General features: G+C 61.3%; 21 protein-coding genes. 19 read left to right on the forward strand and 2 right to left on the reverse strand.

Going from position 1 to position 22,676, the window contains the following annotated elements:
* Nucleotides 1-34: 34 nt before the first annotated feature.
* The 10 genes from phnF (at nt 35) to phnP (ending at nt 8,535) form a co-directional block, all read left to right on the forward strand.
* Nucleotides 35-892: a phosphonate metabolism transcriptional regulator PhnF gene (gene phnF / locus BF12_RS18365; protein WP_024950888.1), complete on the forward strand. Its 858-nt coding sequence runs from the start codon at nt 35-37 to the stop codon at nt 890-892.
* Entirely contained in the window at nt 889-1,365 is a 477-nt protein-coding gene (gene phnG / locus BF12_RS0102490; RefSeq protein ID WP_024950889.1) for a phosphonate C-P lyase system protein PhnG, read from the forward strand. The genes phnF and phnG overlap by 4 nt, the downstream gene beginning before the upstream one ends.
* 2 nt (nt 1,366-1,367) lie before the next feature.
* On the forward strand, nt 1,368-2,072 hold the full coding sequence (gene phnH / locus BF12_RS0102495) for a phosphonate C-P lyase system protein PhnH (protein WP_051510672.1): 705 nt from the start codon (nt 1,368-1,370) through the stop codon (nt 2,070-2,072).
* Nucleotides 2,072-3,328: a carbon-phosphorus lyase complex subunit gene (locus tag BF12_RS0102500; protein ID WP_024950891.1), complete on the forward strand. Its 1,257-nt coding sequence runs from the start codon at nt 2,072-2,074 to the stop codon at nt 3,326-3,328. Before phnH ends, BF12_RS0102500 begins: the two co-directional genes overlap by 1 nt.
* Nucleotides 3,325-4,185 (forward strand): alpha-D-ribose 1-methylphosphonate 5-phosphate C-P-lyase PhnJ, encoded by an 861-nt coding sequence (locus BF12_RS0102505; protein WP_024950892.1) that lies wholly within the window; start codon nt 3,325-3,327, stop codon nt 4,183-4,185. The genes BF12_RS0102500 and BF12_RS0102505 overlap by 4 nt, the downstream gene beginning before the upstream one ends.
* Nucleotides 4,182-5,000, forward strand: coding sequence for a phosphonate C-P lyase system protein PhnK (gene phnK / locus BF12_RS0102510; protein ID WP_035158728.1), 819 nt, complete (start codon nt 4,182-4,184; stop codon nt 4,998-5,000). Before BF12_RS0102505 ends, phnK begins: the two co-directional genes overlap by 4 nt.
* A 76-nt stretch (nt 5,001-5,076) precedes the next feature.
* The gene (gene phnL / locus BF12_RS0102515) at nt 5,077-5,871 is read left to right on the forward strand and encodes a phosphonate C-P lyase system protein PhnL (RefSeq protein ID WP_024950894.1); all 795 of its coding nucleotides are present in this window, start codon (nt 5,077-5,079) and stop codon (nt 5,869-5,871) included.
* The gene (locus BF12_RS0102520) at nt 5,868-7,028 is read left to right on the forward strand and encodes an alpha-D-ribose 1-methylphosphonate 5-triphosphate diphosphatase (protein ID WP_035158730.1); all 1,161 of its coding nucleotides are present in this window, start codon (nt 5,868-5,870) and stop codon (nt 7,026-7,028) included. Before phnL ends, BF12_RS0102520 begins: the two co-directional genes overlap by 4 nt.
* Nucleotides 7,028-7,588, forward strand: a complete 561-nt coding sequence (gene phnN / locus BF12_RS0102525; protein WP_024950896.1) for a ribose 1,5-bisphosphokinase — start codon at nt 7,028-7,030, stop codon at nt 7,586-7,588. Before BF12_RS0102520 ends, phnN begins: the two co-directional genes overlap by 1 nt.
* 131 nt (nt 7,589-7,719) lie before the next feature.
* Nucleotides 7,720-8,535: a phosphonate metabolism protein PhnP gene (gene phnP / locus BF12_RS0102530; RefSeq protein ID WP_024950897.1), complete on the forward strand. Its 816-nt coding sequence runs from the start codon at nt 7,720-7,722 to the stop codon at nt 8,533-8,535.
* Between the two features lie 187 nt (nt 8,536-8,722).
* Here phnP and BF12_RS0102535 read toward each other — a convergent pair whose 3' ends face one another.
* Nucleotides 8,723-8,917, reverse strand: a complete 195-nt coding sequence (locus tag BF12_RS0102535) for a CsbD family protein (RefSeq protein WP_024950898.1) — start codon at nt 8,915-8,917, stop codon at nt 8,723-8,725.
* Nucleotides 8,918-9,304: 387 nt separating this feature from the next.
* Between BF12_RS0102535 and BF12_RS0102540 the strand changes: the two genes are divergently transcribed.
* On the forward strand, nt 9,305-9,673 hold the full coding sequence (locus BF12_RS0102540; protein ID WP_024950899.1) for a PH domain-containing protein: 369 nt from the start codon (nt 9,305-9,307) through the stop codon (nt 9,671-9,673).
* Between the two features lie 204 nt (nt 9,674-9,877).
* On the opposite strand, the gene BF12_RS0102545 is transcribed toward BF12_RS0102540, so the two are convergent.
* Complete coding sequence (locus tag BF12_RS0102545; RefSeq protein ID WP_024950900.1) at nt 9,878-11,419, reverse strand: carbohydrate porin; 1,542 nt, start codon at nt 11,417-11,419, stop codon at nt 9,878-9,880.
* A gap of 373 nt (nt 11,420-11,792) precedes the next feature.
* On the opposite strand from BF12_RS0102545, the gene BF12_RS0102550 reads away from it, so the two are divergent.
* From BF12_RS0102550 to BF12_RS0102585, 8 genes are all read left to right on the forward strand, one after another.
* Nucleotides 11,793-13,061 carry an ABC transporter substrate-binding protein gene (locus BF12_RS0102550; protein ID WP_024950901.1) on the forward strand — a complete coding sequence of 423 codons (1,269 nt, stop codon included), beginning with the start codon at nt 11,793-11,795 and terminating at the stop codon, nt 13,059-13,061.
* Between the two features lie 15 nt (nt 13,062-13,076).
* A complete protein-coding gene (locus BF12_RS0102555; protein ID WP_024950902.1) occupies nt 13,077-14,051 on the forward strand; it encodes a carbohydrate ABC transporter permease in 975 nt (324 codons plus the stop codon).
* Nucleotides 14,052-14,062: 11 nt separating this feature from the next.
* Entirely contained in the window at nt 14,063-14,905 is an 843-nt protein-coding gene (locus BF12_RS0102560; protein ID WP_035158765.1) for a carbohydrate ABC transporter permease, read from the forward strand.
* 26 nt (nt 14,906-14,931) lie between these two features.
* Entirely contained in the window at nt 14,932-16,572 is a 1,641-nt protein-coding gene (locus BF12_RS0102565; protein ID WP_024950904.1) for an alpha-glucosidase, read from the forward strand.
* A 45-nt stretch (nt 16,573-16,617) separates the two neighbouring features.
* Nucleotides 16,618-17,724 (forward strand): ABC transporter ATP-binding protein, encoded by a 1,107-nt coding sequence (locus BF12_RS0102570; RefSeq protein ID WP_024950905.1) that lies wholly within the window; start codon nt 16,618-16,620, stop codon nt 17,722-17,724.
* A 151-nt stretch (nt 17,725-17,875) separates the two neighbouring features.
* Nucleotides 17,876-19,525 (forward strand): alpha-amylase family glycosyl hydrolase, encoded by a 1,650-nt coding sequence (locus tag BF12_RS0102575; protein ID WP_024950906.1) that lies wholly within the window; start codon nt 17,876-17,878, stop codon nt 19,523-19,525.
* Between the two features lie 38 nt (nt 19,526-19,563).
* Nucleotides 19,564-21,231, forward strand: a complete 1,668-nt coding sequence (locus tag BF12_RS0102580) for an alpha-amylase family glycosyl hydrolase (RefSeq protein ID WP_394805768.1) — start codon at nt 19,564-19,566, stop codon at nt 21,229-21,231.
* A gap of 125 nt (nt 21,232-21,356) precedes the next feature.
* Nucleotides 21,357-22,628 carry an ABC transporter substrate-binding protein gene (locus tag BF12_RS0102585; RefSeq protein WP_024950908.1) on the forward strand — a complete coding sequence of 424 codons (1,272 nt, stop codon included), beginning with the start codon at nt 21,357-21,359 and terminating at the stop codon, nt 22,626-22,628.
* Nucleotides 22,629-22,676: the final 48 nt, after the last annotated feature.

Raw genomic sequence — 22,676 nt, forward strand, 5'->3', positions numbered from 1 at the left:
GCCCTGATGCAGGGGTCTTTCTCCAGGAGCTAACATGTCTAGACAAGTCGCCGCTCCCGAGCGTCAGCAACACAATCGTCAGACTGATCGTCAACAACAGCAGCGCCAGCAAGCGCGTCAACAGCCCCAAAGCGAGCCGCGCTATCGCCAGCTCGCCAATGAATTGGCGCATGAGATTCGTCGCCAACATAGCGCGGGGGACCAGTTGCCCAGCGAGGCCGCTCTGGCCAAGCGCTTCGGCGTCAATCGCCACACCGTGCGCCGCGCGCTCGATGAGCTGGTGGCGGCGGGCATGGTGACGCGCCATCAAGGCTGGGGCACTCAGGTGGTTGATCGCCGCCTGGACTACATGGTCAATGCCGGCAGCAAAGTGACGCACAACCTGGCGGAGCTTGGATTCAACACCGACACCTGTTGCCTGGATCAGGGCTTGCTCCGCCCTCCCGCCGGCATCGCCGCGCGTTTCGGACTGGATGACGATGCATCGTTGCTGTGCGTGGACACTCTGCGCAGCGTCGATGGCGCGCCCTTGCTGCGCCTGCGCCACTGGTTTGATCCCGCGCGCGTGCCGGACTGGTGCGAGCGCTATCGCGGGGGGTCGACACGGGCACTACTCGACCAGCATTACCACCTGCGGTTGTCCCGCGCTCAGGTACGACTGGAAGCCAGCCAGGCCGATCGCGATGACAGCCGTCTGCTGCAGTGCCCGCACCTGTCGCCCTTGATGGTGCTGACCAGTGACAACGTCGATGAGCAACGGCGTCTGGTCGAAGTCTCGGTCAGTCGAGCCCGTGCTGACCGCGTCGCCTATCACTTTGATTTCCCTCATGGCCCGAGTCCACGACACGACTCTGGTCTTCATCAGGCTGACCACGACGAAGGCGCATCATGACTCCTGACTCCTCTCTATCAGAGCTCGTCACCCCGGCACAACGTCACCGCGTGCTCGCACTGACACCTCTTGCGCACCTGCGCGAGTGCTGGGCGCGGCTCGACATCACCGTCTCACATCGCTGTGTGCGTGGACCCGACATCGGCATGGCCATGGTCCGGGGCCGCATGGGCGGTTCGGGCAATGCCTTCAATCTCGGTGAGATGACCCTCACCCGCGTCAGTGTCGCGCTCGACGACGGCACGTCCAGCGGCGGCACCCTGGGCCACGGCTGGATAGCCGGGCGAGATCGCGAACATGCCGAACTCATCGCGGTGATCGATGCGTGTGCCCGAGAAGCGCGCTGGTCACGCCAGATCGATGAAGCCCTGATTGCCCCGCTGACACAGCGCCTCGCGGCCGAGCATGACGCACAGTCTCAACAAGCCGCAGCGACCCGCGTCGACTTCTTCACTCTGGTTCGAGGGGAATGACCATGCCTCATGCAGCTCAACACGATGTCGCCACCCGCGAATTGCGTCCGCACGACTGGCCAGCGCTCGATGATGCCGTCCACCACAGCCAGCGCCTGTTCCGCCAGCTACTGAGCGCCATGTCAGAGCCGGGGACCGTGCACGACATTCCAGTGTCGTCGATGCCCCAGGGCGTGGCGCTGTCCAGCGCGGCATGGGGGACGCTGCTGGCCCTGTGCGATCTCGAGTCACGCCTCTGGATCGCCGATGAGCTCAACCGTGATGGCCTGGCCGCCGCCATCAGCTTTCACACCGGTGCACGGATCGTGACATGCGCGGACGAGGCCGACTTTGCCCTCGTGACACCGCACAGCTGTCAGCGCATGCCGAATGTCAGTGAAGGCAGCGATACCTACCCTGATCGCAGCACCACCTTGATCGTCGTACTGGCGGCAACGGGTACCTTGAAGTCTGCCGAGGGGTTCCCTCACGCCCCGGCACATGGGCCATTGCCGACTCGAGACTGGCGCCTGAGCGGCCCCGGCATCCGTGACAGCCGTGTGGTGGCGCTGGACGTGAAGGCAGAGGCCCTGATGCAGCGACTGGCCTGCAATCGGGCGCATTTTCCGTTGGGGCTCGATGCCATTCTGACCGCTGATACGCATCTGATCGCCATCCCCCGCAGCACTCAGATCGATGTCGTCACTGCTACCGAGGAGCACGCCTGATGTACGTTGCCGTCAAAGGAGGCGAGCAAGCCATCGCCAATGCGCATCGCTGGATGGCAGACCGCCGTCGTGGTGATCGCAATCAACCCGAAATCGACGTCGAACAGGTCCGCGAACAACTCGGACTCGCGGTCGACCGTGTCATGGCAGAAGCCTCATTGCATGACCCTGGCCTTGCGGCACTGGCGCTGAAGCAGGCCAGCGGCGATCTGACCGAAGCCGTCTTCCTGTTGCGCGCCTACCGCACCACCCTGCCGCGTCTAGCTGACAGCGTGCCCCTGCGCACCGCCGACATGCGGGTCGAACGCCGCATCAGCGCCACCTTCAAGGATGTTCCGGGCGGTCAGGTGCTTGGCCCCACCTACGACTACACCCACCGCCTGCTCGACTTCATGCTGCTGGCCGAGGGTGAGTGCCCCGCACCAGCACGCGCCGAGGTCGCGCTCGAGGCCTGTCCTCAGGTTCTCGATAGCCTCGATGCAGAGGGTCTGATCGAGCAGGAAGTCGATGACGGTGCCATGCCCTATGACATCACGCGTGATCCACCTGACTTTCCGGTAGACCGCGCAACACGACTACAAATGCTGGCACGCGGTGATGAAGGCTACTTGTTAGCCTTGGGCTATTCCACTCAGCGGGGCTATGGCCGCAACCACCCCTTTAGCGGTGAGATTCGCCAAGGGGCAGTCGAGGTGGAAATCGAGGTAGAGGGCTTCGATGGCCCGTTGTGTATCGGGGAGATCATCATCAGCGAATGCCAGATGATCAATCAATTCGGCGGCAGCCGTGAGAAAGCACCGCAATTCACGCGGGGCTATGGCTTGGCGTTTGGCCGCAATGAGCGCAAGACCATGGCGATGGCGCTGGTCGATCGTTCACTGCGCGCCGAGGAGCTGGGCGAGCCCGTCGAAAGCCCGGCTCAGCAACCAGAGTTCGTGCTGGCGCATGCTGACAACGTCGAGGCGTCCGGTTTCGTCTCTCACCTGAAACTGCCTCATTACGTCGACTTTCAGTCCGAGCTTGAGCTGCTGCGTCGCTTGCGCCGTGAGCATGCGGCCCGCGACGGCGGTGGCACTGCTGATGAAGTCGAGAGCGCAAGAGCGCACGAGATGGATGCTGGGCTGAAAGATACGACCGCATCAGCTCCGCTGTCTGCGCCCTCGTCAGAACTCCCGTCAGAAAGCTCTTCTGAATCTTCTTCTGCACCTTCTTCTGCACCCTCAGCGCCGCGGCGTTCACAGGAGACCTCGGCATGAACACTTCTGGTCAAGACAGCCAGTACAGCGGCTACAACTTCGCCTACCTGGACGAGCAAACCAAACGCATGATTCGCCGCGCCCTGCTGAAGGCGGTCGCCATCCCGGGGTATCAGGTGCCGTTTGGAGGGCGCGAGATGCCGATGCCGTATGGCTGGGGAACAGGCGGCATGCAGCTGACCGCCAGCATCCTGGGCGCGAATGATGTCCTCAAGGTGATCGATCAGGGTGCCGATGACACGACAAATGCCGTCAGCATTCGCACCTTCTTCGAGCGCGTCGCCCATGTCGAGACGACCACCCGCACCGAAGCCGCCAGCGTGATCCAGACCCGCCATCGCATTCCTGAAAAAGCGCTCTCCAAGGGCCAGATTCTGGTCTATCAGGTGCCGATACCGGAACCGTTGCGCTTCATCGAACCCAGTGAGGAAGAAACTCGTGTCATGCATGCCCTTGAGGAATACGGCGTGATGCACGTGAAGCTTTATGAAGATATCGCTCGCCATGGCCATATCGCGACCACCTACGCCTATCCGGTCAAGGTCGACGAGCGCTATGTGATGGATCCCTCGCCCATCCCCAAGTTCGACAATCCCAAACTCAACATGAGTGACGCCTTGATGCTGTTCGGGGCGGGACGTGAAAAGCGCCTCTACGCCATTCCGCCCTACACCCGCGTCAAGAGTCTCGATTTCGAGGATCACCCCTTCGAGATTCAAGCGTGGGACACGCCCTGTGAACTATGTGGCGCCACGGACAGCTTTCTTGATGAAGTCATCACCGATGATCAGGGTGGACGCATGTTCGTGTGCTCTGACACCGATTACTGCCAGAACCGTCGCGAGGAGGTGGCATGAAACGCCCTCAGCTGAAGCGTCCCGCTCTGCTCGACGCCCGCAACATCACGCGGCTGTATGGCCCCAATCAGGGCTGTCAGGACATCGACTTCACCCTGCATCAGGGCGAAGTGCTGGGCATTGTCGGGGAGTCCGGCTCCGGCAAGTCGACGCTCTTGCGCGTGCTATCAGGCCTGGAAGCACCCGATGAGGGCCAGGTGATCTATCACAGCACTCAACAGGCCAGCGCCGCCGCTGGGAGCGCCACTGAGAATCTCGATCTCTACGCGATCGGGGAAGCGCGTCGCCGAGCGCTACTGCGCATGGAATGGGGGCTGGTGCATCAGAATCCCCGCGATGGATTGCGCCTGGGGGTTTCTGCCGGAGCCAATGTCGGTGAGCGCCTGATGGCATTGGGACAACGCCATTACGGGGATCTACGCGCAGCCGGACAGGACTGGATGGAGCGGGTGGAGCTTGACCCGCGCCGTATCGATGATGCGCCACGCACCTTCTCCGGCGGCATGCAGCAGCGCCTGCAGATCGCGCGCACCCTGGTCACTCAGCCGCGACTGGTCTTCATGGATGAGCCCACCGGCGGCCTCGATGTGTCCGTGCAGGCACGTCTGCTCGACATGCTGCGTACCCTGACGCGGGAGCTGGGGCTATCCGTCATTCTGGTGACGCATGATCTGGCCGTGGCACGCCTGCTGGCCCATCGATTGATGGTGATGCGCCAAGGCCGTGTCGTGGAGGCCGGCTTGACCGACCAGATCCTCGACGATCCGCAGCACCCCTATACCCAGCTGCTGGTGTCATCGGTGCTGACGCCATGAGCGGAATATTCCTCCCTGGCATCTGCCACCTGTCGCGTCACTGCTCAGCGCAAGATCCCCTTATCCAGAGGCCATCATGACCGCCAACAGCTCCCCCTTTCTGAGCGCCTCGTCGCTCGACAAGACCTTCGTGCTGCATGCACAGGGCGGCCAGCAATTGGCTGTCATGCGTGGACTGTCACTCAGCTTGGCACCGGGCGAATGTCTGGTACTGGCGGGCCGCAGCGGTATCGGCAAGAGCACGCTGCTCAAGATGGTCAACGGCAATTATCGCGTCTCCGGTGGCCGGTTGACGCTTCACTTCGATGACGGTGCGCTGGAGCTCTCAGACCTGCCTGCCCAGGCCTGGCACAGGTTGCGTCGCGACGTGATCGGCTATGTCAGTCAATTCCTGCGCGTGGTGCCGCGAGTATCTGCCCGCGAGGTCGTCATGGAGCCGCTGTTGGCCCGTGGGTGTGATACCCACGACGCCCATCAACGCGCCGAAACGCTGCTGGCCAGACTCAATCTGCCCGAGCGTCTATGGGCATTGGCACCAGGCACCTTCTCGGGGGGCGAACAGCAACGCGTCAATATCGCTCGTGGCTTCATCGCCGAACATCCCCTGCTGCTGCTGGATGAACCGACCGCCTCGCTGGATAGCGCCAATCGCGATGTCGTGGTGGAGCTGATTCAGGAAGCCAAGGCCCGCGGCACGGCCATGCTGGGCATCTTCCACGATGAGGAGGTGCGTACGCGGGTGGCCGATCGTCTGCTACCGCTGGAAGGCCACATGCTGGGCGGTACCGAGATGCCTGCCTCATCCGCCATGCCCGTCTCATCCGAGTCATCGTCCGCCACCACACCGTCCCACAAGGAGTCACTGCAATGAGTTCCCAAGACCAGATTCTCACCAACGCCCGCCTGGTACTCGACGATGAGGTGGTGCTCGGTAGCCTCGTGATTCGAGACGGCAAGATCCTGTCGATCGCGGAAGGCGCGACCCCACTGCCCTCCCCTCTGCCAGGGGCCATCGATTGCGAGGGTGATCTGTTGATCCCCGGCTTGATCGAGCTGCATACCGACAACATGGAAAAGTACTTCCAGCCACGCCCGAAAGTGTCATGGCCGGCGCGCTCAGCGGCGCTGGCACACGATGCACAGATGGCGGCCAGCGGCATTACCACGGTGTTCGATGCCGTCTCCATCGGTGATGTCGATGATCAGAGCATGCGCCACGATGCGCTGCACAAGATGGTCGAGGCCCTGAGCGAGATCAACCGCAGCGGCATGGCGCGGGTCGATCATCGCCTGCACCTGCGTTGCGAGGTCTGCCATCCGGACACCCTCGCGCGGTTTGAATCACTGGCCGACACGCCTGAACTCGGACTTGTCTCGCTGATGGACCACTCGCCGGGGCAACGCCAGTTCGCGAGCCTCGAGGCCTATCGCATCTACTACAAGGGCAAGCACGGTTTCGATGATGCCAGCCTGGAAGACTTCATCGTCCGCCAGCAGGCCTTCAGCGCCCAGTATTCCAGCGCCAATCGCAAGGCCATCGCCGAGGCCTGTCGCAGCCGTGGGCTGGCATTGGCCAGTCATGACGATGCGACCGTGGAGCACGTCGTGGAAAGTCTCGAATACGGCACCCGAATCGCCGAGTTCCCCACCACGCGTGAAGCCGCCAGTGCCTCTCACCAGCACGGCATGGCGGTGATGATGGGTGCGCCCAATGTGGTACGGGGCGGCTCCCACTCCGGAAATATCGCCGCGAGTGAACTGGTCACGCTGGGAGTGCTCGACATTCTGTCCTCGGACTACTATCCCGCTGCGCTGCTGGATGCCGTGTTCCGGATCACTCAACTGCCAGACGGCTATGACCTGCCGCGTGCCGTGGCCTGTGCATCGCGCAATCCGGCGGCCGCGGCAGGACTTGAAGACCGTGGGCGTATCGCGGTGGGGCTGCGTGCCGATCTTGTGCGCGTCCGTGAGGTGGATGGCCACCCGCTGGTGCAGCGCGTCTGGAGCGCCGGCAAGCAGGTGCACTGATGGGGCGCTTGATCTACCTGATGGGCGCCAGTGGCGTCGGCAAGGACAGCCTGCTGAAGGCTGTCCGCCATCAACAACCTGACTGGCTGGTGGCGCATCGCTATCTGACAAGGGCCAGTGGCGCCCATGAGCAATGCGTGACGCTCAGTGATACCGAGTTTGCCGTGCGCCGTGAGCTGGAGGTGCTATGCCTCGAGTGGCAGGCGCATGGATTGCACTATGGCATCGGCGTGGAAATCGAGGCATGGCTGGCGCGTGGTGCTACCGTGTTGCTCAACGGCAGCCGACGGGCATTGCCCCAGGCACGACAACGCTTCGGGGCGGCGCTGGTGCCGGTGCTGATCACGGCCTCGACCGAGGTGCTGCGTCAGCGTCTGACTCAGCGCGGTCGAGAGTCGTGTGACGACATCGAACGTCGACTGGAACGTCATCAGGAGGTACAGGCCGAGCTGATGGGCGTCTGCGCCGATGTCGCCAGCATCGACAACGGTGGAGCGCTCTCGGAAAGCCTCGCGGCACTGAGCGATATCATCGAAGGGCATGGCGCGACACTGGCCTGACGCCTCGAACATCAGACAGCAGTCGTTCGGTGGTTCGGTGGTTCGGTGGTTCGGTGGTTCGACAAGATATGCAGGCACGAGAGACCGGCACCGCATCGCGGTGCCGGAAACGCAGGTCAGGAGAGCTTACGATGGAGTTTCGGTTTTCAGGTACCGGCGATAGCGCCCAGGTGCCCTGTTTTGGCTGCGATTGCGCAGCCTGCAATCGGGCACGCGTCTTCACGAACCTCAAGCGTGGACCGTGTTCAGCGGAGGTCCACATCGATGGCAAGCGCTACCTGCTGGATGCAGGCCGAATGGATCTGGCGCACAGTTGTGAGCTCGAGCGTCCCACGGCAATCCTGATCACCCATTATCATGCTGATCACGTACAGGGGCTTTTCCATCTGCGCTGGGGGTGCGGAGAGCGCATTCCTGTCTACGGCCCAAAGGACCCACAAGGCTGCGCGGACCTCTACCGCAATCCCGGCATTCTGGACTTTCAGTCCGGACTCAAGCCGTTCAAGCCCTTGAAGCTGGATAGCCTGACGGTGACACCAGTGCCGCTCAATCACTCGAAACCGACACTTGGCTATTGCCTGGATGACGGTGGCACACGGCTGGCCTATCTCACTGACACGCTCGGCCTGCCCCCGGAAACCGAGCGTTTCCTACGCAGCTGGGAGCCCGATGTAGTGATACTGGATTCCAGCCACCCCGCCGCGTTCACCACGCCTCGCAATCACAACACCATCACTCAAGCGCTGGATATCATCGCGCGACTCAACCCGCCACGCGCCTACCTGACACATATCAGTCACGAACTCGATGCTGAGTGCCTGGCAGTACCGCCACCACTCCCCCCGAAGGTGCGTATTGCCCAAGACGGTGAAACGCTGGAGGACTGGGATCGATTGTCCGGGAAGGTCGCGGCTAGTGCATCACCCTCAATACAAGGCCGCAGGTGATCATCACCATGACATCGGTCAACGCCATTGCGTCATGATTGACTCAAGAGAGCGGGTTTGGATGTATTTCGTCAGGAGCATATCGCTGGGTACGCAAGACGATAGATCACTGCGATAAAATAAAACTAAAAAACCGACACCTGCATAGTGCAAGCATCGGCTACATGAAGCATATATTAGCAAAGCCTCAGGAATCGGATAGTTTATCCCACTCTTTCTCAGCTTCGTCTTTCTTCATGCCATATCGCTCTTGAACCTTCCCTACAAAGTTTTCCCGACGACCAGCAATTTCGTCGACATCATCATCAGTAAGTTCTCCCCAACCTTCACGAACCTTACCTTTGAGTTGTTTCCACTTACCTTCAGCGATATCGCTATTCATGGCAGCCTCCTAAGTCAATCAGGTAATGCGACAAATAAACTCAATTACTGATCAATGATGTGAGGCTGACACGCCTCATATCTGATCAAAATATAAGCTAGCACGTATGTTAGGATTCAACAACAACTCTATCATCTTGATCAATGGGCAGCATCATCATTGTCCTTGAATAAAAGCAAAGTCCAAGTTGGAAGACCCCATACAACAATATCGATAAAAGGTTCCATGCAGGCCAGCCTCTTGGAGCGCCTTCCCAAGCATAACGTAAACAGTAGTGTAAAATTATCATTCACATTATATGAGTAAACGTTCAGAATGTTACATCAAACACTCACCAACATTGATTCGGATCACTAACAATACTCTCCGGACAAGGATAATCACGACATGATAGATTTCGACAATAAAGGTTTCTTAAAACTCAAGCAACATAATGAATATGCTGATCGCGTCAGTACTTTACTACTGGATGGCGAAAATGTGATTGATGCTTATAAATCCATGCGCGATGGAGTCGTCTTCACGAATAAGCGCATTATCGCTGTCAACGTACAAGGTCTCACCGGAAGTAAAAAAGACTTCACCTCACTGCCTTATAAAAACATAGTCGCTTACTCAATTGAAACTTCTGGCACCTTCGATCTGGATTCGGAACTGGAAATATATTTTTCCTCACTTGGCAAAATAAAATTCGAATTCACGGGGAAGACAGAGATCGTCGAAATTTCAAAATTCATTTCCAAATATATACTTTAACAATGCTCTTGCTTTAGATAATAAATAAAATTATATTTTAACCACAGATATTGAATATAATACCAGAGGCTTTCTGTAAAGTGCCATACCCAGCATCTATCCATAATAAAAATAGCGATCAGTACTCAAGTAACCTAAAAAAGCCTGCACCTGAGTGCAGGCAGGATCGAAACCGTTTTAAGCGCTACCAAGTCAATGTATAGATTAGAACCAGATTTCGCTCTGGACACCAAAGGCCCATTCGCCTCCCGTGAAGCCTGCACTCCCAAGCGCATCTTCATCCGAGAAGTCATTGAGCTCCTCATCCCAGTCACTCCAGGATGCGAACAGGCGGATTTCCGGACGTTTCCAGAAGCCACCGACTTCAGGCTTGAAGGTCGGCGCGATGGTGAATTTTCGATAGCTCCCTTCCACGGCATTGCCTGTCGAGCCGGGATCCAGGTCCATCCATTGATAGCTGAGTTCGTATTGCATCTCGAAATTCGCCGTCAGCTCATTGGCAAGACGCGCATTGAACGTCGCCCATGAGTATTCATCGCCTTCGGCATAACGGTCTTCACTGACTTCCGCCAGCACAGCTGGTGCGAGACGCCATTTGGGCGCGAGATAGGTCGTGCCATACAGGCCGAGTCGAGTCGAGGTCGCGTCATCTGTCAGATTCCCGTCCCCACCGATGACCTTCGTCTCCGCGCCGAGCCCTCGGCCATGCAGCACGGCGGCCTTGAAGCTGCCGCCGGCGAGACCAAAGAAGCTGTCGCCATGGTAGGCCAGCATGGTATGGAACCCGGAATCCGCGGCTGTGGCGCCCGTGTCCATCGCGCGCTCTTCGTTGTCTGCGGCAGACAATGCACTGACCATCCACTGCCAGTTGCCGACGTAGTTGTTCATCGTGAAGGTCAGGTTGTCGGTATCGCCGCCAGTGTCGGAATCCTCGGTCGGATATTCACTGTAACTGCGTCCGTAGACCGAGAAGTTGGCTTTCCAGTCATCGGTGAGCTGGACGTCGTAGATACCCGCGCCGGTGCCGGCAAGGAAGATGAAGTCACTGTCGAGCCAGTGGATGTCGAAGTTGTCCCGATCGAAGCGCTTGCCGGCCCAGATGGCGGAATTCTCGAAGGCGCCAGTGAAGCTCGGCAGATCGCTCAATTCCACGTAGACCTGTCGTACGTTCAGGCTGGACTCGTCCGAGGTCCAGTCGTTGCTGGTCTCCACCCCGTCGGCAATCATGGTGCGGTAGTGCGCCTTTGCCCCGTTGTCGTAGCGCGTCTTGTAATTGAGCACCGTCTCGACATAGGTATCGGGCTCGTTCCCCAGCCGCCCGACCGCGCCCCCCACCGACCCCGCCGGGGTGAGATAGGGGCCGCCGTCAATGCTCTTGCCACCCTCCCCGATCAGGAGACCTGAGCGGGCATAGGCATTGAAGGAGAAACCTTCCTCGCCACTGGCCTGACGCTCCACGGCGGCCAGACGCTCTTCGAGATCCTCGGTCTGCGCGGTCACGCGCACAGGTTGATCAGTCTCATTCGTTCGGCGCTGAACGGCCATCGCCTGCTCTGCCTCGGCGGCGCGGCGTTCCGCTGCTCTGGCCCGCTGTTCGGCGTCATTGATGCGCTGCTCCAGCTCTGCGAGCCGCGCCTCGATGTCGCCCGTGCTGTCGGCAGTGGCGAGACCACTGGTACTCATGATGGCAATGGCAACAGCCATGGCCAGAGGGGCCTTGAGCGGGCGCTGGGGGGAAGTAGTCATGTTGGAGAGAGCCTTTGTTGTTGTTGACGAATCACTCGCTTGGCGATGATCAGCGAAGTGGCGCCTTCGTCATTGGCGTTGTCGTAGGCGCCATACTTACTTAATCGTTTAAGACCCTAGTGGCAATCTGGCCTCTCAGACACACGACCTATGTCGAAATTCGACCAAAGGGGAGCGATCACCGCGTAAAACTCCCATTTCTGGCGACATATCAGCGACAGCAAGACCAAAGTTCAGGTTGCGGATATCGACGCCAATCGCTTGACTGTGATCACGCCTTAATCGTTTAAGAAGCACCATCGGACAACCTCAGGATTCTCCCCCGCCAGATGGCCGATGAATGCCCAACAACAACAAGTGACGAGGATTTGCCATGCAACGCAAGACACTGATCGCCTCAAGCGTCGCCCTGCTGGGAGTGGCCACCACCGCCCCCGCCATGGCCGCGGACCTGACCATCTCCTGCGGCGCGGTCGGGGCCGAGCTGGAACTCTGTGAACAGGGCGTCGCGGCCTGGGAGGAAAAGACCGGCCATGAAGTCGACATCGTTTCCACGCCCAATTCCTCGACGGAACGCCTCTCGCTCTACCAGCAGATTCTGTCGGCCCAGTCCGGGGATATCGACGTCCTGCAGATCGATGTGGTCTGGCCGGGGCTGCTCGCCAATCACCTGCTTGATCTGCACCAGACGCTCGGCGAAAAGGCGGCGCAAGGCCACTTCGCGACCATCGTCGACAACAACACGGTGGATGGCCGCCTGGTGGCCATGCCCTGGTTCACGGATGCCGGGGTGCTCTACTACCGCAAGGACCTGCTGGAGAAGTACGGATTCGCACCTCCCGAGACATGGCAGGAATTGACAGAGACCGCCACGCAGATCCAGGCGAAGGAGCGTGAGGCGGGCAGCGACAAGATGTGGGGGTACGTCTTCCAGGGGCGTGCCTATGAGGGCCTGACCTGCAACGCGCTGGAGTGGGTCGCCAGCAATGACGGCGGCGCCATTGTCGATGCCGATGGCGAGATCACCATCGACAACCCCAACACGGCCTCTGCACTCGACCTGGCCGCCAGCTGGATCGGCGAGATCACCCCGCAGGGCGCACTCAATTATTCCGAGGAAGAAGCCCGCGGCATCTTCCAGTCCGGCAACGCCGTCTTCATGCGCAACTGGCCCTACGCCTGGTCGCTGACCCAGAGCGATGACAGCAAGGTGGCCGGCAAGGTCGGGGTGGTCAAGCTGCCCCATGGCGCCGAGGGAGAAAGCGCGGCGGCGCTGGGCGGCTGGAATCTGGCGGTCTCGAAGTACAGCGAGAATCCCGAGCTCGCCTCTCAGCTGGTGGCCTTCCTCACCGGTGAACCCGAGCAGAAACGCCGAGCCATCCAGGCCGCCTACAACCCGACCCTCACGGCGCTGTATCAGGACGAGGAAGTGCTCACCGCCGTGCCCTTCTTCGGCACGCTCTACGACACCTTCACCAATGCCGTGGCCCGTCCGTCAGCCGTCACCGGAGACAACTACGGCCAGGTCAGCAACGCCTTCTTCAATGCGACCCATAGCGTGCTGAGCGGCGAGCAGAGCGGTGCCCAGGCGGTTGCCCAGCTCAAGAGCGAACTGTCACGCATCAAACGTCGTCGCTGGTAACCCGGGAGGTTTCGCATGACAACCACGCTCAATGAGTCAGTGCCGACGGACACGCCCTCGGCCCGGACCCGCAAACGCGGTACCAAGGTCAGACGCCAGCGGGTACGCGCGGCCTGGACCTATCTCGCCCCGATGCTGGTCGCACTGGCGCTGGTGGCCGGCTGGCCCCTGCTGAGAACCTTCTATCTCAGCCTGACCGATGCCTCGCTCTCGGACACGACCGGTGCCGCCTTCATCGGCTTCGAGAACTATCTCGTGAAGGACGACGGCGTCTGGTACGGCCTGCTGGCTGACCCGGTGTGGTGGAACTCCGTCTGGAACACCGTCTATTTCAGCGTCATCTCGGTATCGCTGGAAGTCGTCTTCGGCATCATCGTGGCGCTGCTCCTGAATGCCGAATTCAAGGGACGCATGCTGGTCCGGGCCGCGGTACTGATTCCCTGGGCCATCCCGACCATCGTCTCCGCCAAGATGTGGGCCTGGATGCTCAATGACCAGTTCGGAATCATCAACCACATGTTGATGGGGCTGGGGCTGATCGATGCGCCCCTGGCCTGGACAGCGGATGCCGATCTGTCGATGTGGGCCGTGATCATGGTCGATGTCTGGAAGACCATCCCCTTCGTGGCACTGCTGGTACTCGCCGCGCTGCAGATGCTGCCCAAGGATTGCTATGAAGCCGCCGAGGTCGATGGCATCCACCCGGTGAAGGTGTTCTTCCGCGTCACCCTGCCATTGATCACCCCGGCCCTGCTGGTCGCCGTGATCTTCCGTCTTCTCGATGCACTGCGCGTCTTCGACGTCATCTATGTGCTGACCTCCAACTCGTCCAGCACCATGACCATGTCGATCTACGCCCGCCAGCAACTGGTGGAGTTCCAGGACGTGGGCTACGGCAGTGCCGCCTCCACGATGCTGTTCCTGATCATCGCGCTGGCCGTCGTGGTCTACCTCTACCTTGGCCGCCGCCAACTGGGAGTGGATAAATGAATCAGCATCCGATGAATCGCTACCAGCTGACCCGACTCGCCAAGCATGTCGGCAAATGGGCCTTGATCGCCATCATCATCGTCTACGCCGTGTTCCCCTTCTATTACGCGGTCATCACCTCACTGAAACCGTCCAGTGAGCTGTTCGAGGTCAACTACTGGCTGACCTCACTGGACTTCAGCAACTACGCCCAGATCTTTGCGCAGAAGAGTTTCCTGCAGGCGATCGGCAACTCGATCCTGATCGCCTTGAGCGTCGTGTTGATCGCGCTGCTGCTGGGCATCACCGCCTCCTATGCACTGGGACGCGTGCGCTTTCGCGGCCGCTCCACCGTGATGCTGATCATCCTCGGGGTCTCGATGTTCCCTCAGGTCGCGGTGCTGTCAGGGCTGTTCGAGGTGATTCGCAGCCTGAATCTCTACAACAACCCCGGTGGCCTGATTCTCAGTTACACCATCTTCACGCTGCCCTTCACCGTCTGGGTGCTGACGACCTTCATGCGTCAGCTGCCCATGGAACTGGAAGAGGCCGCGATCATGGACGGCGCCACGCCGTGGGAGACCATCACCAAGGTCTTCCTGCCTCTGATGTGGCCAGCCATGGCCACCACCGGGTTGCTCGCCTTCATCGCGGCCTGGAACGAGTTCCTGTTCGCCTTGACCTTCACGCTGACCAACAGCGAACGCACCGTGCCGGTCGCCATCGCCCTGATCTCCGGCGGCAGCCAGCATGAGCTCCCCTGGGGCCCGATCATGGCCGCCTCCGTCACCGTCACCATACCGCTGGTCATCCTGGTGATGATCTTCCAGCGCCGCATCGTCTCCGGCCTGACCGCCGGCGCCGTCAAAGGATAATTTTCATGTCATTGCTCGAAGCCCAAATGCAGACCTCCTCCAACTGGTGGCGCGGTGGCGTCATCTACCAGATCTACCCGCGCAGCTTCCTGGACAGCAACGGCGACGGGATCGGCGATCTGCCGGGCATCACCGCCAGACTCGATTACGTGGCCTCCCTGGGCGTGGATGGCATCTGGCTGTCGCCCTTCTTCACCTCTCCGATGCTCGACTTCGGGTATGACATCAGCGATTACCGTGATGTCGACCCGATGTTCGGCACCCTGGAGGACTTCAAGGCCCTGCTGGAGCGCGCTCACTCGCTCAATCTCAAGGTCATGATCGACCAGGTGATCAGCCACACCTCCGACCAGCACCCCTGGTTCCAGCAAAGCCGTCAGGACCGCACGAATGACAAGGCCGACTGGTTTGTGTGGGCAGACCCCAAGCCCGATGGCACGCCGCCCAACAACTGGCTGTCGATCTTCGGCGGCTCGGCCTGGACCTTCGATTCGCGCCGCCAGCAGTATTACCTGCATAACTTCCTGACCAGCCAGCCCGACGTGAACTTCCATCACCCGGAGGCCCGTCAGGCTCAGCTCGACAACATGCGCTTCTGGCTGGAACTCGGCGTCGATGGCTTCCGACTGGATACCGTCAACTTCTACTTCCACGATCAGGCTCTGCGCGACAATCCGCCAGTGCCAGCAGGCGAAGCCAAGACACTGGGCGCGCCGGATTCCAACCCCTATACCTGGCAGCGCCACGTCTATGACTTGAGCCGCCCGGAAAATCTCGACTTCCTGAGAGACCTACGTGCCCTGATGGATGAATACCCCGGCACCACCACGGTCGGTGAAATCGGTGACGACAAGCCGCTGGAGCGCATGGCGGAATACACCGCTGGGGGCGACAAGCTGCACATGGCCTACGGATTCGATCTGCTCAATGCGCCGCATTCCGCAGGCTATATCCGAGAAGTCATCGAGCGCTTCCAGCGCCTGGCCGGTGATGCCTGGCCATGCTGGGCCCTGTCAAACCACGACGTGGTGCGCAGCGCCACCCGTTGGGGGGCCCACGAAGACCCGGTGTCCTACCCCAAGGTCGCCCTGGCCATGGTGTTGTCACTGCGCGGCAGCGTCTGCCTCTACCAGGGTGAGGAGCTGGGCCTGCCAGAAGCCGAGGTGCCCTTCGAGCGTATTCAGGACCCTTACGGCAAGGTGCTGTGGCCGGAGTTCAAGGGCCGTGATGGCTGCCGGACCCCCATGCCCTGGCGTCAAGCGGCGCAAGGGGACTTCTCAAGTGTCGAGCCTTGGCTACCGGTCGATGAGCGCCACCTGCCACTGGCCGTGGCCAACCAGGAAGACGACGCTAACTCTGTGCTTCATGCCACGCGGATTCTGCTGAACTTCCGCCGTCAGCATCCGGTATTGCGTGAGGGGGACATTCAGCTGGTGGACGTGGGTGACGAGCTGCTGGGCTTCCTGCGCGAGCATGACGGCAAGCGCATGCTGTGCCTCTTCAATCTCACGGGCGCTGAACAGGTCACCGCACTGCCGCAAGCCTACGCAGGCAGCGCGCGTCTGCTCGAAGGCGCAGGCTTTACTGCCGAGCTGGACACGGCTCAGCCCCGGGCAGCGCGGCTGGTGCTTCCGGCCTACCAGGCTGCTTTCCTGGCACTCGACTAATCTTCTTTTGAAAGCCGGTGCCTTGCACCGGCTGGGAGCCGCAAGATGACAAGCGTAACCCTCTCCAAGATCAACAAGACCTTCGGCAGCACGCACATCATCAAGGACCTGGACCTGAAGATCGGCAGTGGCGAATTCGTGGTCTTCGTTGGCCCGTCCGGCTGTGGCAAGTCAACCTTGCTGCGCCTGATTGCCGGGCTGGAATCGATCACCGCCGGTGAAATGCATATCGCCGGCGACCTGGTCAATGACCTTCCCCCGCGTGAGCGCGGCGTGGGCATGGTCTTCCAGTCCTATGCCCTCTATCCGCACATGACGGTGTACGAGAACATGGCCTTCGGTCTGAAACTTGCCAAGACCGACAAGGAAAGCGTCGAACAACGCGTGATGGAAACGGCGCGCATCCTTCAGCTCGAGGAGTTGCTGCACCGCAAGCCCAAGGCGCTTTCCGGCGGCCAGCGACAGCGCGTCGCCATGGGGCGCGCCATGGCGCGTGAGCCGAAGATCCTGTTGTTCGATGAGCCGCTCTCCAACCTGGATGCCTCACTGCGGGTGCAGATGCGCAATGAGATCGCCCGCCTGCACCACCGCCTGGGCTCCACCATGGTCTACGTCACCCACGACCAGGTCGAAGCCATGACCCTGGCCGACAAGATCGTGGTACTGCGTGATGGCCGTATCGAACAGGTCGGCAGTCCCCAGACACTTTATCAGGCCCCGGCGACCCGCTTCGTGGCCGGCTTCATCGGCTCCCCGACCATGAACTTCCTGCCGGCGGAGCTATTGAGCAGCGATGCCAATAACTGTCGCATCACGACGGCCGGGATCGGCGAGCTGGGCCTGCCTCGCGATGCCGGTAGCGAGCGCGTTGGTAGCCGTCTGATGCTGGGGGTTCGTCCCGAACACCTCTGCCTGGAAGAGGCCCGTGGCGACAACGCCTTCGAGATCGTCAACGTCGAGTACCTGGGCAACGAAGTCTATGTCTATCTGGATCCGAAAGTCGGCGACAGCCTGCTGATCCACCGCAGTGAAGCCCCCAGTCAGTGGAAGATCGGCCAACGCGTCGCGCTGGTGCCGGACCTGGAGCACGTGCATCTCTTCGACAGCCAGGATCGCGCGCTGAGCCTGACCCGGCAACGCCAGGCAGCCTGACGTTCAGGGCCTGTTCTGCAGGGCTTTTTCTCGAGGGCCTGGCAGCCAGGACTGAGTATCCAGCGCCTGCTCACGGCGCCTCAGGCCAACCGCTTCATTCTCCGCAAGGACCCCACGGGCGGGAGCCATGGTTCCCGCCCAGGAGACTCGCATGTCCACGATTCGAGACACCCAGGTGTCGGCCCACGATTGGTGGCGCGGCGCCGTCATCTATCAGATCTACCCGCGCAGCTTTCAGGACAGCAATGGCGATGGCATCGGTGATCTGCCGGGCATCCTCGAGCGCCTGGATTACATCGCCTCGCTGAATGTCGATGCGATCTGGCTATCCCCCTTCTTTACCTCGCCCATGAAGGACTTCGGCTATGACATCAGCGACTATCGCGATGTCGACCCGATGTTCGGCACCCTGGAGGACTTCGACCGTCTGGTCGAGGCAGCGCATGCGCGCGGCCTGAAAGTCATCATCGATCAGGTGCTCTCACACACCTCCGACGCCCACCCGTGGTTCGAGGAAAGCCGCCAGAGCCGCGATAACCCGCGCGCCGACTGGTATGTCTGGGCAGACCCCAGACCCGATGGCGCACCGCCCACCAACTGGCAATCGATCTTCGGGGGCTCCGCGTGGCAATGGGACACTCGCCGCTGCCAGTACTACCTGCACAACTTCCTGATCGAGCAGCCGGACCTCAACTTCCATCACCCCGAAGTCGTGACGGCCATTCTTGAAGAAGTGCGATTCTGGCTGGAGCGGGGGGTGGATGGTTTCCGCCTGGACGCCATCAACTTCTGCACACATGGTGAGCTAAAGGATAACCCGCCGCGGCGTGAGATCGCCGAGGGCTTCATTGGCGTGCGCCCGGACAACCCCTACGGCTATCAACAACATCTTCACGACAAGACCCAACCCGAGAACCTCGCCGTTCTCGAACGGCTGCGGAGTCTGCTCGATGAATACCCCGGCACCACCAGCGTTGGCGAGGTCGGCGACGATGACTCCTTGCGCGTCATGGCCGAGTACACCCGGGGCGACCAGCGGCTGCACATGGCCTATTCCTTCGATCTGCTGACCGAGAACGCCTCACCCGGCCACCTCCTGGCGACCCTACAGACGATGGAAGCGCAGATCGGGGACGGCTGGCCGTGCTGGGCGCTGGGAAATCACGATGTCACACGTCTGGCAACGCGCTGGGACGCCGAAGCCTCGCCGGCGCGCCTGCGCCTCTATCTCGCCTTCCTGCTGACCCAGCGCGGCAGCGTCTGTCTGTATCAGGGCGAAGAACTGGGGCTGAGTGAAGCCCAGCTACGCCATGACCAGTTGGTGGACCCCGCCGGCATCACCTTCTGGCCACGCTACAAGGGACGCGACGGCTGCCGGACGCCCATGCCGTGGCAGGCCGGTGAGTCACATGCGGGCTTCTCTCGCGTGTCTCCCTGGTTGCCGGTTCCCGACTTCCATCATGCCTTGGCCGTCGACCATCAGGAACACGACCCGGCATCGCTGTTGAATGCCAGCCGGGAGCTGCTCGCCTTCCGCCGCCGTCACCCCGCCCTCAGCCGAGGAGAGATCCACTTCCACTCGCTGCATGAGGAAGTCATCTGCTTCACGCGTCTCTCAGGCGGCGAGTCGTTGCTGATCGCGCTCAACTTCTCTGCTCAGGCCCTGACTCTGGAGACCGCCTGGCGAGCGGAAGCCCTCGAGGATGCCCCCGGCATGATCAATGGTCACTGGCAGGCAGGTCGCCTGACGCTGCCGCCCCACGGCGTTGCCATCGCGCGCTGTGTTGGCGAGGTGCACTGAATCTCCCGCTTGCCGATCACGCGACTCACAAGGAGGTCATGATGACCCTGTCTCAACTCGATCCTCACGCACGCCTCGACTGGTGGCGTGGTGCCACGATCTATCAGATCTACCCCCGCAGTTTCATGGATGCCAACGGCGACGGCATCGGCGACCTGGCCGGCATCATCGAGCGCCTGCCCCATGTGGCCAGCCTCGGCGTGGATGCCATCTGGCTGTCCCCCTTCTTCACCTCGCCGATGAAGGATTTCGGCTATGACGTCGCGGACTATCGGGATGTCGACCCGATGTTCGGCCACCTGGAGGATTTCAAGCACCTGGTCTCGCAAGCCCACCAGCTGGGGTTGCGCGTGATCATCGACCAGGTGCTGTCTCACAGCTCCGATCAACACGTCTGGTTCCAGCAAAGCCGTCAGGACCGCCACAACGCCAAGGCCGACTGGTATGTCTGGGCCGACCCGCTTCCGGATGGCAACCCGCCCAACAACTGGATGGCGGCCTTCAGTGGTCGCGCCTGGAGCTTCGATGCCAAGCGCCGCCAGTACTATCTGCACAACTTCCTGGCCAGTCAGCCGGATCTGAATTTCCATCATCCCGAGGTGCGCCAGGCGCAGCTGGACAACCTGCGCTTCTGGCTGGATCTAGGGGTGGACGGCTTCCGCTTCGACGTCGTCAATTACTACTTCCATGACCGCGCCTTGACCGACAACCCGGCGATGGCGCGCGAAGGCGTCAACCCGGGCAACCCGCAGAGCTATCAGCGGATGCAGCACAATATCGAGCAACCGGAGAATCTGGCGTATCTGGAGCGCATCCGCGACCTGCTCGATGAGTACCCGGGCACCACCAGTGTCGGCGAGATCGCCGGCAATGACCCTCTCCCGACCATGGCTGCCTATACCGCCGGCCAACGCCGCCTGCACATGGCCTACACCTTTGACCTGCTCAACAGTGATGGCGATGCCCGCGCGCTTTACGACGTGCTGACGCGCTTTGCCGAGCAAGGCGAAGACACCTGGCCTTGCTGGGCCCTGTCCAATCATGACGTGGAACGCAGTGCGACCAGCTGGGGAGAATCGCGCGCCCTGCTCGCCCTGACGGTTTTGTGTTCGCTGCGTGGCAGCCTGTGCCTCTATCAGGGAGAAGAACTGGGGCTTCCCGAAGCGGAGCTGGCCTTCGAGGACCTGCAGGACCCCTTTGGCATCAACCTGTGGCCCGAGATCAAGGGCCGCGATGGCTGTCGCACGCCGATGGTCTGGGATGACAGCCTGAACGGTGGATTCAGCCGCTGCGCGACGAAGTCCGGCGTTGAGGCCACGCCCTGGTTACCGGTCTCCCCACGCCAGTTGCCATTGTCGGTGGCGCAGCAGGAAAACCGTGATGACAGCTTCCTGTCGCGAGCACGTCGCCTGCTGCGCTATCGCGGGACCAGCCAGGTGCTGCGCGAGGGTGATCAGACCCTGATTGCCCCCGAGCGGCTCCCGGACAACGTCTTCGCCAGCGTGCGCCAGCATGGAGCGCAACGCCTGCTGTGTCTGGCACACCTCGGGACAGGCGATACGCCGAGCGTGATCGACCCGAGTCAACTGGCGCCAGATATCACCACCTGGACCACCCTCGAGATCGCCGGTGTCACGGCGACACACGCCTCTCACCACCCCCTGTCGCTGATGCCAGGCAGCGCCATGTGGCTCGCCCTCAACTGACGCCTGGCAGATTCGATGCTTCACGGGATGCTCGGTGGATGACGGTCATCCCGGACGCCGCAACAACAATCACAATGATGGAGTCGCACGCCATGCCTTCTGTTATCAGCACCCCACGCCAACGGATGCTCACGACCCTCAAGGGTAGCGCCGGTGCCCTGTTGTTGAGCGGGGCCTCATTGACGGCACCCCTCGCACTGGCCACCGAGGTCACGATTGCCTGTGGCCCTGGCGGAGATTCCGACATGTGCCCGGAGCTCGCCCAGCAATGGGCTGAGCAATCCGGCAATCGTGTCAATGTGATCTCCACTCCCAACGACACCACCGAGAAGCTCTCGCTGTATCAGCAGCTGCTGAGCAGCGGCTCCAGTGACATCGACGTGCTGATCGTCGACATGGCGTGGCCAGGGCTGCTCGACGATCACCTGGTCGACCTTTCCCGCTATCTGCCCGACGACGCCACCGAGGGCTTCTTCCCCGCGCTGGTCGACAACGGCACCGTAGAGGGACGTCTGGTGGCCATGCCCTGGTACACCGACGCAGGCGTGCTCTATTACCGCAAGGACCTGCTGGAAAAATACGACCAGCAGGTGCCGGAGACCTGGCAGCAACTCACCGAGACGGCGCGCACGATCCAGGCGGCGGAACGTGACGCCGGCAATGCCGATTTCTGGGGATACAGCTTCCAGGGGCGCGCCTACGAGGGGCTGACCTGCAACGCACTGGAGTGGGTCGCAAGCCAGGGCGGCGGCACCCTGGTGGATGATGCCGGTGAGGTCACCATCGACAACTCGCGCGCCGCCGAGGCACTCGATCTTGCCGCCTCCTGGATCGGCAGCATCGCTCCGGAAGGTGCGCTGAATCATACCGAGGAGGAGTCACGTGGGTTGTTCCAGTCGGGCAATGCGCTGTTCCTGCGCAACTGGCCCTATGTCTGGAAGCTCAGCCAGGCCGAGGGCAGTCCGGTGGCAGGCAAGGTCGGCATGGCCCCCCTCCCGCATGGCCCGCAGGGCGAGTCACGCGCAACCCTGGGCGGTTGGAATCTTGCGGTATCACGCTACTCGGAGCACCCACAGGCCGCAGCGGAGCTGGTCGCCTACATCACCGCCGCCCCGCAGCAAAAGGCCCATGCCATGAAGATGGGGCGCAACCCCACCATCGAACACCTCTATCAGGATGATGAGGTGCTGGCGAGCAACCCCTCGATGGGGGAGCTCTATGAAGCGCTCAGAACCGGCGTCGCGCGCCCGGCCTCGGTGACGGGCGATGCCTACGCTCGCGTCTCCAATGCCTTCTTCAACCGCACCCATCAGGTGCTGTCGGGCGAGGAGACCGGTGCTCAGGCGGTGGAAGCGCTCGGGAGAGAACTCACCCGCATCGGACGCCGCGGCTGGTAACGCCAACGGCCTCACCCCGCCAGGCCTTGCGCCTGCAGACTGATGACG

It is taken from the genome of Cobetia crustatorum, assembly GCF_000591415.1.
Taxonomy (GTDB): Bacteria; Pseudomonadota; Gammaproteobacteria; order Pseudomonadales; family Halomonadaceae; genus Cobetia; species Cobetia crustatorum.